A 12,699-nucleotide genomic window follows, 5' to 3' on the forward strand; every position below is an offset into this window, starting at 1 on the left:
CCGCTAAGATCAGGGAGCAAGCTCCCATCTCTTCGCTCGACTTGCATGTATTAGGCACGCCGCCAGCGTTCGTCCTGAGCCAGGATCAAACTCTCCGATAGAAAGCTTAATCTAGCTTTTAAAACATTTTGTTTCCGTAGAAACAACTACTTACATGGCGTTTCGTTCAGTTTTCAAAGAGCAATTTGTTTCTTTCGTTTTCGCCTTTGTTTATCGGCGACTTAAATAATATATCATGTATCTCACTATCTCGTCAACACTTTTTTAAAAGTTTTTAAAACCAATTTATGAAGGTTTTGGAGACACCGTCAAAGCGACGGAATTACATCTTACCATCTATCATTCTTCTATGCAATAGAAATATAAAAAAAGAAGAGGATTTCTCCTCTCCTTTAAAAGTTATTCTTCTTCGGTTGTAGAACCGTTACTTTCTTCATCTTCGGAAACTTCCTCAGCTTCAACCTCAATGATCTCTTGATCACTTCCAACAGTAGTAGCTTCAGACTCTTCAATGTCTTCCCCTTCGATGCCCTCTTCATTAATCTCCACTTTCGCAACCGTTGCGACAGAGTCTCCTTCAGAGATACGGATTAATCTCACACCTTGAGTGTTTCTTCCTGTTTGAGAGATATCCTGAACATCGATTCGAATAATGACACCACTTTCCGTGATGATCATACATTCTTCTTCAAGCGTGACAGTTTTTAGAGCTGTTAGTACACCATTCCGTTCAGTAAGGTTACATGTCTTAATTCCCTTACCTCCTCGTGTTTGAACGCGATACTCTTCCACAGGTGTTCGTTTACCGAATCCTTTATCCGTTACTATGAGAACATCCTGATTTTCATCTAGAATGCCGATCCCAACAACCTGATCGTTTTCTTGTAGGGTAAGTCCCTTAACACCAGTAGCTGTCCTTCCCATCGATCTAACATCTTCTTCATGGAAACGAATCGCCATTCCTTGTTTTGTTCCCATGATAAGTTCCTTTGATCCATTTGTCAGACGAACGCCCATTAGTTCATCATCTTCTTTAAAGTTAATTGCAATAAGTCCACCTTTGCGGATATTTGCAAAAGCAGAAAGAGGCGAGCGTTTGACAACACCCTGCTTCGTCGCAAAGAAAACAAACCAATCATCGACAAATTCCTCTATAGGAATGATCGCGGTAATATATTCATCTTTTTCAATTTGAAGTAGGTTAATAATTGGAATGCCTTTAGCTGTTCGACTAAGCTCAGGTACTTCATATCCCTTTAATCTGTAGACTTTACCTTTATTCGTAAAGAACAGAATGGTATTATGCGTTAACGTTGTAAATAAGTGTTCAACGAAATCGCCATCGTTTGTACCCATCCCCTGAATGCCACGACCACCGCGTTTCTGGCTACGATACGTATCAATTGGCAAACGCTTGATGTAGCCTTTGTGAGTTAGGGTAATGACGATATTCTGCTTAGGAATAAGATCTTCATCCTCAATCATATCAAAGCCTACTGTGATTTCAGTACGACGTTTGTCAGCAAATCTTTCTTTCACTTCTGTTAGTTCTTCACGAATGATTTCAAGAACTTTCTCTTCATCAGCAAGAATCGCTTTTAGTTCAGCGATTCGCTTCATTAATTCTTGGTATTCAGATTCAATTTTGTCTCGTTCTAGACCAGTAAGACGCTGGAGTCTCATATCAAGGATGGCTTGAGACTGATCATAGCTTAATGAGAACTTTGTCATGAGACCTTCTCTAGCAATATCTGTTGTCTCAGAAGCTCGAATCAATTTGATAACTTCATCGAGGTGATCAAGAGCAATTCGCAAACCTTCTAATATATGAGCTCTTGCTTCCGCTTTGTTCAGCTCAAATTGGGTTCTTCTTCTAATAACAACCTTTTGATGCTCGAGATAATGTTCAAGACATTCTTTTAACGTTAAAACTTTAGGCTGTCCATCTACTAAGGCAAGTGTGTTAATACCAAAGCTAGTTTGAAGTGCTGTTTGTTTATATAAGTTATTTAAAAGAACATTTGCATTCGTATCTTTACGGACTTCAATGACAACACGCATACCTGTACGGTCTGATTCGTCACGTAAATCGGTAATCCCTTCAATCTTCTTATCGCGAACAAGCTCTGCAATTTTTTCTACAAGGCGAGCTTTATTAACCTGATATGGAAGTTCAGATACAATGATGCTTTTCTTTCCATTGCTGAATTCTTCAATTTCAGCTTTTGCACGCTGAATAATTGAACCTCTACCTGTAGTATAAGCTTTGCGAATCCCCTCACGTCCAAGGATTTCAGCAGCAGTTGGAAAGTCCGGACCAGGGATAAATTCCATTAGTTCAGCAATCGTTATCTCAGGGTTTCGACTTAATTCTAAGATTCCTTCAATCACTTCGCCCAGATTATGTGGTGGAATATTAGTCGCCATTCCAACTGCAATACCTGAAGCGCCATTGACTAGTAGATTCGGAAATCTTGCTGGAAGAACAATTGGTTCCTGCTCAGAACCATCGTAGTTGTCCTGATAATCAATCGTATCTTTGTTAATATCTCGCACCATTTCCATTGCGATCTTGGACATTCTTGCTTCTGTGTAACGCATTGCAGCTGCTGAATCGCCATCAATAGACCCAAAGTTTCCGTGTCCATCTATTAACATATTACGATAGCTGAAGTCCTGAGCCATACGCACCATTGTGTCATATACAGCTGAATCACCATGTGGGTGATACTTACCAATAACTTCTCCCACAATACGCGCCGACTTTTTATAAGCTTTATCAGAAGTCATACCAAGGTCATTCATGGCATACAAAATACGACGGTGTACTGGTTTTAAACCATCTCGCACATCAGGAAGAGCACGACTTACAATAACGCTCATCGCATAATCCATGAAGGAGGTGCGCATTTCCTGACTAATATTTATTTCTTTAACTCTCGATCTTTCCATATCAGACATACGGAAAACCTCCAATTATACTCTTGTTCATCTCTTAACATTTAGGTAAAGTTCTTTTGTTGTTTCTATTTTAAAAACGCTTTTAACAGAAGAAAAGGGGGATATCCCCCTTTGTTGTATCTCTTAGACATCTAAGTTCTTTACGTAATGAGCATTGTCTTGAATAAAGTTTCGTCTCGGTTCAACACGATCACCCATTAACATATCAAATACTTCATCTGCTTCAATAGCATCCTGCAGCTCAACCTGCAGCACCGTACGTGACTCCGGATCCATTGTTGTTTCCCAAAGTTGTGTCGGGTTCATCTCCCCAAGACCTTTGTATCGCTGAATACCAGGCTTAGGGCTTTTCGGAATTTCTTCTAAGATAAGATCAAGCTCACGGTCATTGTATGCATATGTTACCTTTTTACCTTGAGAAACCTTATAAAGCGGCGGCTGGGCAATATAAACATATCCATTTTCAATTAACGGGCGCATATAGCGATAGAAGAATGTTAATAAAAGTGTTCGGATATGCGCACCATCGACATCGGCATCTGTCATGATAATTAGCTTATGATAACGAGCTTTTGATAAATCAAAATCTTCTCCTATACCCGTTCCTAGTGCCGTGATAATAGCTCTAATTTCGTTGTTTGAGAGAATTTTGTCTAAACGCGCTTTTTCGACGTTTAGAATTTTACCTTTCAACGGTAGAATTGCCTGGAAATGACGATCCCGCCCTTGCTTTGCAGAACCACCCGCTGAATCACCCTCAACGATATACAATTCTGAGATAGATGCATCTTTAGAAGAACAATCCGCTAACTTACCAGGAAGTGCACTAACTTCAAGTGCTCCCTTTCTTCTTGTTAATTCTCGTGCTTTCTTTGCTGCAGCACGCGCTCTTGAAGCCATAAGACCTTTTTCGACAATTTGTTTTGCGACTAGAGGATTCTCAAAAAGGAACATAGAGAACTTCTCTCCAAAGATCGACTCTGTAATCGTTCGAGCTTCCGCATTTCCAAGCTTCGTTTTGGTCTGACCTTCAAATTGCGGATCAGGGTGCTTGATCGAAATAATGGCTGTTAGACCTTCTCGTACATCATCACCTGTTAAGTTAGGATCCGTTTCCCGGAATAGACTGTTTTTTCGTGCATAGTCATTGATAACACGCGTAAGAGCCGTTTTAAAACCGTACTCATGACTCCCGCCTTCATGTGTGTTGATGTTATTAGCAAAGGAATAAATGTTACTTGCAAATCCGTCGTTATATTGAACGGCAATCTCTACAGAAATCCCTTCCCGCTCACCTTCCACAAAAATTGGCTCTTCGTGCAGTGCCTCACGTGAACGATTTAAGTGTTCAACATAGGATTTAATACCACCTTCATAATGGTATTCATTTCGTTTTGTTTCTTCAGGACGCTTGTCTTGAGCAACAATTTTAATCCCACGATTTAGGAAAGCTAATTCTCTAAGTCGATGAGCAAGAATATCAAATTCGTACTCTGTGGTTTCAGTGAAAATCTCGTTATCTGGAATAAAGTGTATGGTTGTACCCGTAATATCGCTTTCCCCAATAACTTTAAGATCTTCATCTGGAACACCGCGCGTATAGCTCTGATAATAGACTTTTCCTTCACGCTCTACTGTGATTTCAAGCTTAGAGGATAAAGCATTTACAACAGATGCCCCTACGCCGTGCAGTCCACCAGAAACTTTATATCCGCCGCCGCCAAACTTACCGCCGGCATGCAGTACGGTCATAATAACTTCCACTGCAGGACGACCCATCTTTTCCTGAATTCCGACCGGGATCCCTCGTCCATTATCTTCTACCGTAATACTGTTATCCTTTTCAATACTTACAGTAATTTGCGAACAGTATCCTGCAAGGGCTTCATCAATACTATTATCAACAATTTCCCATACTAGATGATGTAGTCCTCGGCTACTTGTTGAACCGATATACATCCCTGGGCGTTTTCGAACAGCTTCGAGTCCCTCAAGAACCTGAATCTGACTTTCATCATAACTTTCTTTATTCGACTGTTGCTCTAATGTCATATTGTTCACCTACATTTCTCTATCAAAGATAGACTCAATTCAGCTTGCTGATAATCAGACAACCTGGTTTTAAGATGATTCTCCATTTGATGTAACGTCCACACTGTCTGATATTGTGTAAGCACGTCTTTTAAGCGTGAGTGAAGATAAAGGGGACAAATAGACCATATCAGTCGTGATAACGATTGATTTCGTTAAATCACCACCGATGTCTTCTACTAGCCTGTCTTTTTGATGGCGATGCAAAAATTCACTCGTGATCTCTGCTTCCTCCATAACTTGCCAATCAAAGATCCCGACAACATCTCGCGATTGGACAACAACGTCCTCTCCTAAATGGATAAACAACACTTCACCTCATTTCACCTTTTCGATTAGTCCTTCTTGGACTTGAAAAGTTGTCGCTTTTTCAAGCGTTTCATGATGAATGCCTTCTACGCTCGTTGTTGTAACAAACGTTTGTACTTTTCCTTGAATTGTATTTAAAAGATGAGACTGTCTAAAATCATCTAGCTCCGACAGTACGTCATCGAGTAGAAGTAATGGGTATTCGCCCACTTCACTATGAATCAATTCGATTTCGGCGAGCTTTAGGGATAAAGCAGTTGTCCGCTGTTGTCCCTGAGACCCATACGTTTGAACGTCCTTTCCGTTTACAAAAAACGACAAATCATCTCGATGCGGTCCCGCGAGCGTGACACCACGCTCCACTTCTCTTTCTTTAATTTTATCAAACTTTTCCTTATATCCATCTACTATTTTCGACAAATCGGTTGGTTCTGATACCTCAACCGTTGGATTATAATGAATTTCAAGTTTCTCTAGCCCTCTACTAATCCCATAATGAATCGGTTCAGCCCACTGTTGCAAGAGTTGAACGAATCGAACTCGACGTATATAAATATTCGCAGCAGCTTCAATTAATTGTTCGGTCAAAATATCCAGCATGACATAATCGGGATTCTTTTGATAGCGCAGTGTTTTCAAAAGACTATTACGCTGCTGAAGTAGCTTTAAGTATCGTCCCAAATGATAGAGATAAACGGGTTGAACCTGGCCAATTTCAATATCTATAAAACGTCGACGAACGCCCGGATTACCTTTAACCAAATTGAGATCCTCAGGTGCAAACATAACAACGTTCATTGCGCCGATGTAATTACTGAGCTTTTGCTGTTCCAATTGATTTAGTTTGGCTTTCTTACCTTTTTGGGAAATAACCAGTTGGAGGGAGAGGGGACCATTTCGTTTTTCAATTCTACCTTCTATTTTAGCATATTCCTCATCCCAATTGATTAATTCTTTATCTCTTGGTGTACGATGGGACCTTGCCATAGCAAGGACATAGATGGCTTCCATGATGTTCGTTTTTCCTTGCGCATTCTCGCCCAGAAAAACATTCACGTTGTTTTCAAACTGAAGTTCTTGCTTACGATAATTTCGATAATTCGTTACTTTTAATGTGTTTAGATGCAACGGGATACCCCCATTCAGCTAGATACAACAAACTCTCCTACTCCAGGAATCATAACTATATCCTGATTGTAGAGCTTTCTGCCACGTCGGTCTTCTAATTCTCCGTTTACATAGACCTCATACTCTGACAGAAACCATTTTGCCATTCCGCCTGTATTAATCACGCCGGCTTCCTGAAGAAGTTGTCCAAGAGTGATATATTCTTTTATTAATTTAATTTCATTCATGTTCGTTCACCTCATTTTCCTCCTGCTCTATCTTACTATATCGAGTTTGAAGGTAGACAATAGTTTATTATAACTCTTTTTTAATTAAAACGCATGAATAATTGAATGGAAAATTTGTAAAGTGGCTAAAAAAGAGAAAGCCGCTGGAAGTAATCTTCTCAGCAGCCTAAGGATGTTTATATTCTTTTGAAATTTAATAAGTTCGAACGGGAAGAATTAACTGCATAATTGCAGCTCCTTCAACTGGTTTAATTAAGAAAGGTCTCATCGCACCAGTGAAACTAATATTCACTTCATTGGAATCCATCGATCGAAGGGCATCCATCATATATTTTGCACTAAATGAAATCTTAAGTTCTTCTCCATCAAAGGAATGAGACTGCACCTGTTCAATAACTTTCCCAATTTCAGGTGAATTTGATGAAATCTCAAGAGTTGACTCTTCAAGGCTCGCGAGTTTTACAACGTTGTTTCTTCCCTCACGCGCAAGAACGGAAGCACGATCAATAGCTTGTAACAGTTCTTTTGCAGAAACCGTTACATTCGTTTTGCTTTCATTAGGAATCAACCTGCTTGTATCTGGGTAGTTGCCGTCAAGAAGTCTTGAGAAGAAAAGAATATGATTCGATTTAAATAAGATTTGATTTTCAGTAACCGTTATATCAACAAGCTCTTCGTTATCATCAATGATTTTTGATAGTTCACTTAGGCTTTTACCTGGAATCACTACATTTGAAAACGAAAGGTCATTACCATTCGGCTCCACTTTAACTGTTCTTAGTGCAAGTCTGTGACTATCTGTAGCAGTACAGTTAAGTTCTCCAGCTTCTAACTTCCAGTTTACACCTGTCAACACCGGTCTGGTTTCTGAGGTTGATACGGCGAACACAGTTTGTCTAATAATGTTTTTGAGTAAATCCGCTTGAATCTGAAATCCTTCCTGCGCTTCCACTTCTGGTAAACGAGGATACTCTTCTGGATCTAAACCATTTAAGTTAAATTCTGAAGAACCAGAACGAATTCGTGTTGTTAAACTATCGTGAACTTCGATTTCGACTTGATCACCTGGAAGTTTTTTAACGATATCAGAAAAGAAACGTGCCTGAAGTACGATGCTTCCCATCTGAGAGATTTCAACAATTTGTTTGTCATTTTCTTCTGAGGGAATGAAGCATTCGATTGAAATATCTGAGTCAGAACCTGTTAATGTTACCCCTTCATCACTTGCTACAATTTTAATCCCTGTAAGAATCGGTATCGTTGTTCGTGAAGACACGGCTTTCATGACATCGGATACGCTTGATACTAGATAATCTCTTTCGATCTTGAAACGCATAATTGACCTCCTAAATAAATGACTCAGATTATATAATTATTACTTAAAAATATCGTAGTCTTACTAGTAGGGGCTGTGAATGTGTGGATAAGTGTTCACAAACCCATACAGAGTGAGTTATCCACTTGTGGACAGTGTGTGAGTAACTATTTGAAATTGTACACACTCTATTAACCACTATCCACAATAAAAGAGTTTACCCGTTTTTTAATTGCTCAACGATATCTTGCAATTTCTTCTGAAAAGCTTGGTCAGAATCCACTAGTTTTGAAATCTTCTCATGAGCATGGATGACCGTAGTATGATCTCTTCCACCAAACTCTTCTCCAATTTTCGGCAGCGAAAAGTCTGTTAGCTCCCTAGAAAGGTACATAGCAATTTGACGAGGAAATGCGACAGATTTAGTTCTTTTCTTTGCCGCGAAGTCTTCGAGTTTTACTGAAAAATGATCACCAATCACCGTTTGAATATCATGAATTGTAATCACTCGCGGTTTTGAAGAAGGAATGATGTTTTTTAACGCTTCAGCTGCAAGGTCTGCATTCATGTCTTGATTTATTAAAGAAGAATAGGCTACTACTCGAATAAGGGCACCTTCAAGTTCGCGGATATTCGTGTCAATTTGATTGGCTATATAGAGCATCACTTCATTTGGTATATCGAGACCTTCTGCTTTTGCCTTCTTTCTAAGAATAGCAATCCTTGTTTCAAGATCAGGAGGTGTAATATCCGTTATTAACCCCCATTCAAAGCGGGACCGGAGCCGATCTTCCAATGTAGGGATTTCTTTAGGCGGTCGATCACTTGAAATAACAATTTGCTTACTTTCTTCATGAAGAGCATTAAAAGTATGGAAGAATTCCTCTTGTGTCTGTTCTTTTCCTGCTAGAAATTGAATATCATCAATTAGCAGTACGTCTACATTGCGATACTTATTGCGAAAATTAACTGTCTTATTGTCACGTATCGAATTGATGAATTCGTTCGTAAATTTCTCGGATGAGAGATAAACCACTTTTGCATTAGGATTATGCTCGATAACATAGTGTCCAATTGCGTGCATTAAGTGGGTTTTTCCGAGTCCAACTCCCCCGTATATAAATAGCGGGTTATATGCTTTGGCTGGTGCTTCAGCTACGGCTAGAGAAGCAGCATGCGCGAAGCGATTCCCGGATCCAATTACGAACGTATCAAATGTATATTTCGAATTAAGCACACTCTGAGGGTGTTCTTCCTGTGCTGGATTCGCTTTAGGCTTTTTTTTCATAGCTTGTTCAAGATCCAAATCAGCATCGGACTGATTTTGAGGAATAATGAACTTAGCTTGTAATTCACTTCCAGTAAGTTCAAGTAACGTCTCTGTTATTAAACTTGAATAGCGTGACTCCAGCCAGTCTCTAGCGAACTCGTTGGGAGCAGTAATAATGATTGTGTCGCCTTCCATTCGATTTGCAGAAGTCGACTTAAGCCAGGTTTCGAAGCTAGGCTTACTTAATTTTTTTTCGATTTCGGATAGAGCCTGTTGCCAGAGATCCGTGATGTTATCCAACGAAGTCCCTCCTTTTGTTCAAAAATATCTAACTAGGAAAAGCAAAGGCAAAAGTCGTGTGTAAATGAAACAGTCACCCGCCCTTTTCCCCAAAATAAAAACAGGCTGTAATCGCTGACGATAGTCGCCTAATGTGCCAACGTACAACCTTTGTACAATCATTTGAATATTCACGAATAATTATACTATCCACAATATCGAAGCAGATCATATAATATAGAAGAAAGTCGAATTATCGACTATGTTCACAGTGTTGTGGACACGATGAATAACACCTCTTAATAACTGTCCACATTTTTATCCACAGACTGTGGACTATTTTTGTTGTCGCTAATCTTATTCACGAGTTAAAACACAAATATCATAACAAAAGAATAGCTTGTTTGCAATGTTTTTTGGGTGGTTATCCACAGAGTGCATATCTTGTGGAACGAAACTGTCCACAGTACTAGATTTTGTGTAGAACCTGTCGATAAGTGATGTGAATAAGTGAAAAGTGTCGAAATTAGTTATCCACATAGGTTTTTGTAGAGTTTTCGTAAATGGTTTTTTGAGAGGGACAACCTCCTGGATCATCTTGTTTTTAAAGAGGAATTTCTAGTAATGTCTTTTATAATTTTAATTAAACTTGACAATCTACCCCCTCTTTTCTTATAATTACTTGGACTGTCTTTATACAGTTTATCCTCAGGGAGGTGTAATAGAATGAAAAGAACGTTTCAACCAAACACACGTAAACGTAAAAAAGTTCACGGTTTTCGTGCACGTATGAGCTCAGCTAACGGACGCAAAGTTCTTGCTCGTCGTCGCCGTAAAGGTAGAAAAGTATTGTCTGCATAGACCACTGATCATCAGTGGTCTTTTTTTAAGATAAGGTTTATAATATGCTTATCCAAGTAACACTGGGAGTGTGCGGATTGAACAGCAACTACCGGATTAAAAAGAATTCTGAGTTCCAGAAGGTATTTAAACATGGAAACTCAACTGCAAACAGACAATTTGTTGTGTACGTATTAAAGCGAAACGATCAACCTCAATTTCGACTCGGTCTTTCAGTAAGTAAGCGGATCGGCAATGCGGTTACAAGAAATCGCGTGAAAAGACTTGTGAAAGAGTCATTCCATCAAATGTCCGATCAAATTAAGTATCCGTATGACTTTGTCGTTATTGCTCGAAAACCTACTTCAGAGATGAGTTTTGAAGAAGTAAAGAGCAGCTTAATCCATGTGCTTAATCGCGCGCGTGTATTAAGAGGAATGAAACAGACTGGTAAAGGAAGGGATGCTAAATGAAAAAGCTGGCTATGATGCTAATACGCGTCTACCAGAAATTCATTTCTCCATTAACTCCTCCTTCCTGTCGTTTCTATCCATCTTGTTCTCATTACAGTTTCGAGTCCTTTCAGAAGCATGGATTTATAAAAGGATCCTGGTTGACGGTGAAAAGAATTTCGAAATGCCATCCATTTCATCCTGGCGGTTTTGACCCCGTTCCAGATAAAAAGAAATAGCGGTATGCTTTAACTACATAAATTTTGTCGAGATATGATTGCAAGGAGGATGAAGCGTGAGGAAAAAACTAACCCTCGCATTTCTATTAATTGGTCTCGTTGCGGTCCTTTCAGGCTGTAACATTAATGAGCCAATTAACGCAGAAAGCACAGGATTTTGGAGCGAATATATTGTTTATCCATTATCTATGACCTTAACATTTTTCGCAGATTTAACGGGTGAGGGAAATTACGGTCTTGCGATTATTATTGTAACGATCTTAATTCGACTTCTACTGCTTCCGTTAATGATTAAACAAACGAGAAGTTCGAAAGCGATGCAAGAACTGCAACCAGAAATGCAGAAACTTAAAGAGAAATACAGCAGTAAAGATCAGAAGACGCAACAACAGCTTCAGCAAGAAACGATGCAACTTTTCCAACAGAACGGGGTTAACCCGCTTGCTGGTTGTTTACCAATCCTGGTTCAAATGCCAATTCTATTAGGTTTTTACCATTCTATTATGCGTACCGAAGCCATTGCTACACATAACTTCCTTTGGTTTAGTCTTGGTGACCCTGATATTATCCTGGCTCTAACTGCTGGTTTGACAACTTTTATTCAACAAAAAATCATGATGGGTAGCGGCGGTACGGTGCAGCCTCAAATGAAGATGCTCCTTTATGTTATGCCGATTATGATTATCGTTTTTGCAATTAATTTCCCTGCAGCACTTGCACTTTACTGGGTTGTAGGTAACATCTTTATGATTGCGCAAACTTACTTTGTTACGAAACCTGCTGTTAAAACCGCTGATACGAAAACGGGGGGAGCGAAGAAGTGAGAAGCGTTACGGTAACGGGGAAAACGATTGAGGAGGCCATTCAAGATGCGCTGAATCAAATCGGAACTGTTCAAGAGAATGTTGATGTTGAAGTGTTAGATGAGCCTAAAAAAGGATTTTTAGGCTTTGGAGGAAAGCCCGCCCGCATAAAAGTAAGCGAGAAACCCGACATCATGGAGCAAACAAGGGCTTTTTTAGAAAAGGTCATTCGCAACATGGGAGTTGAAGCCAGTATAGAAGGTAGAAGAGAAGATCGCGATCTTCTCTTTACGCTATCTGGTGAAAAAATTGCAATTGTAATCGGGAAACGTGGCCAAACTCTTAATTCTCTGCAATATTTAACAAATCTTGCCGCCAATCGATTTTCTGACCGATTTGTCCGGGTAGTGCTCGATGCTGAGAACTACCGCGAAAGACGTGAAGATACGCTGAAAAAGCTAGCAGATCGTCTTGCCGACAAAGCGATGGTTACGAAAAAGGACATACAGCTAGAACCGATGCCGTCGCTTGAACGAAAAGTCATCCACCTTTATCTTAAAGATAAAAAAGGGATTACCACTCACTCAGATGGAAAAGATCCACACCGACGTGTGGTTATTGTTCCACGTAATAAATAATCGAAAACCTTCGGGCCATTTAATATGTACCCTATAGAGTAGACACTTTAAAAAAGTCTGCCCTGTAGGGTACTTTTATGTATAATGGGGACAAATTCATCGATGGGATATGATTCAATGAGTAAAAAAGTTTTCTCAGAAAAAGAG

12 protein-coding genes and 1 rRNA gene are annotated in these 12,699 nt (G+C 39.6%); 5 read left to right on the forward strand and 8 right to left on the reverse strand.

Annotated features, from left to right (window positions below):
• The 8 genes from PQ511_RS23205 to dnaA all read right to left on the reverse strand — a co-directional run.
• Window positions 1-101, reverse strand: a 16S ribosomal RNA gene (locus PQ511_RS23205); the annotation flags it as partial.
• Between the two features lie 298 nt (window positions 102-399).
• Entirely contained in the window at window positions 400-2,961 is a 2,562-nt protein-coding gene (gyrA, locus tag PQ511_RS23210; RefSeq protein WP_273854289.1) for a DNA gyrase subunit A, read from the reverse strand.
• 123 nt (window positions 2,962-3,084) lie between these two features.
• Window positions 3,085-5,013, reverse strand: coding sequence for a DNA topoisomerase (ATP-hydrolyzing) subunit B (gene gyrB / locus PQ511_RS23215; RefSeq protein WP_273854290.1), 1,929 nt, complete (start codon window positions 5,011-5,013; stop codon window positions 3,085-3,087).
• A 69-nt stretch (window positions 5,014-5,082) separates the two neighbouring features.
• Window positions 5,083-5,364, reverse strand: coding sequence for an extracellular matrix regulator RemB (remB, locus tag PQ511_RS23220; protein ID WP_420541755.1), 282 nt, complete (start codon window positions 5,362-5,364; stop codon window positions 5,083-5,085).
• A 6-nt stretch (window positions 5,365-5,370) separates the two neighbouring features.
• Complete coding sequence (gene recF, locus PQ511_RS23225; RefSeq protein WP_273854292.1) at window positions 5,371-6,489, reverse strand: DNA replication/repair protein RecF; 1,119 nt, start codon at window positions 6,487-6,489, stop codon at window positions 5,371-5,373.
• A 14-nt stretch (window positions 6,490-6,503) separates the two neighbouring features.
• Window positions 6,504-6,716, reverse strand: a complete 213-nt coding sequence (yaaA, locus tag PQ511_RS23230; protein ID WP_273854293.1) for a S4 domain-containing protein YaaA — start codon at window positions 6,714-6,716, stop codon at window positions 6,504-6,506.
• Between the two features lie 193 nt (window positions 6,717-6,909).
• Window positions 6,910-8,052, reverse strand: a complete 1,143-nt coding sequence (gene dnaN, locus PQ511_RS23235; protein WP_273854294.1) for a DNA polymerase III subunit beta — start codon at window positions 8,050-8,052, stop codon at window positions 6,910-6,912.
• Window positions 8,053-8,248: 196 nt separating this feature from the next.
• Window positions 8,249-9,601: a chromosomal replication initiator protein DnaA gene (gene dnaA / locus PQ511_RS23240; RefSeq protein WP_273854295.1), complete on the reverse strand. Its 1,353-nt coding sequence runs from the start codon at window positions 9,599-9,601 to the stop codon at window positions 8,249-8,251.
• A 705-nt stretch (window positions 9,602-10,306) separates the two neighbouring features.
• Here dnaA and rpmH point away from each other — a divergent pair.
• The 5 genes from rpmH (at window position 10,307) to jag (ending at window position 12,552) form a co-directional block, all read left to right on the forward strand.
• The gene (gene rpmH / locus PQ511_RS23245) at window positions 10,307-10,441 is read left to right on the forward strand and encodes a 50S ribosomal protein L34 (RefSeq protein WP_048311109.1); all 135 of its coding nucleotides are present in this window, start codon (window positions 10,307-10,309) and stop codon (window positions 10,439-10,441) included.
• A 77-nt stretch (window positions 10,442-10,518) separates the two neighbouring features.
• A complete protein-coding gene (rnpA, locus tag PQ511_RS23250) occupies window positions 10,519-10,893 on the forward strand; it encodes a ribonuclease P protein component (protein ID WP_273854296.1) in 375 nt (124 codons plus the stop codon).
• Entirely contained in the window at window positions 10,890-11,111 is a 222-nt protein-coding gene (yidD, locus tag PQ511_RS23255; protein WP_098445624.1) for a membrane protein insertion efficiency factor YidD, read from the forward strand. Before rnpA ends, yidD begins: the two co-directional genes overlap by 4 nt.
• Window positions 11,112-11,167: 56 nt before the next feature.
• Window positions 11,168-11,935, forward strand: a complete 768-nt coding sequence (gene spoIIIJ, locus PQ511_RS23260; protein ID WP_273854297.1) for a YidC family membrane integrase SpoIIIJ — start codon at window positions 11,168-11,170, stop codon at window positions 11,933-11,935.
• The gene (jag, locus tag PQ511_RS23265; RefSeq protein ID WP_273854298.1) at window positions 11,932-12,552 is read left to right on the forward strand and encodes an RNA-binding cell elongation regulator Jag/EloR; all 621 of its coding nucleotides are present in this window, start codon (window positions 11,932-11,934) and stop codon (window positions 12,550-12,552) included. The genes spoIIIJ and jag overlap by 4 nt, the downstream gene beginning before the upstream one ends.
• Window positions 12,553-12,699 lie beyond the last annotated feature (147 nt).

It is taken from the genome of Guptibacillus spartinae (genome assembly GCF_028610625.1).
GTDB lineage: Bacteria > Bacillota > Bacilli > Bacillales > Guptibacillaceae > Guptibacillus > Guptibacillus spartinae.

What these genes read in the sequence shown, in the direction of transcription:
- gyrA (WP_273854289.1), bottom strand. Translation starts at nt 2,961, where the DNA reads ATGTCTGATATGGAAAGATCGAGAGTTAAAGAAATAAATATTAGTCAG.
- gyrB (WP_273854290.1), bottom strand. Translation starts at nt 5,013, where the DNA reads ATGACATTAGAGCAACAGTCGAATAAAGAAAGTTATGATGAAAGTCAG.
- yaaA (WP_273854293.1), bottom strand. Translation starts at nt 6,716, where the DNA reads ATGAATGAAATTAAATTAATAAAAGAATATATCACTCTTGGACAACTT.
- dnaN (WP_273854294.1), bottom strand. Translation starts at nt 8,052, where the DNA reads ATGCGTTTCAAGATCGAAAGAGATTATCTAGTATCAAGCGTATCCGAT.
- rpmH (WP_048311109.1), top strand. Translation starts at nt 10,307, where the DNA reads ATGAAAAGAACGTTTCAACCAAACACACGTAAACGTAAAAAAGTTCAC.
- yidD (WP_098445624.1), top strand. Translation starts at nt 10,890, where the DNA reads ATGAAAAAGCTGGCTATGATGCTAATACGCGTCTACCAGAAATTCATT.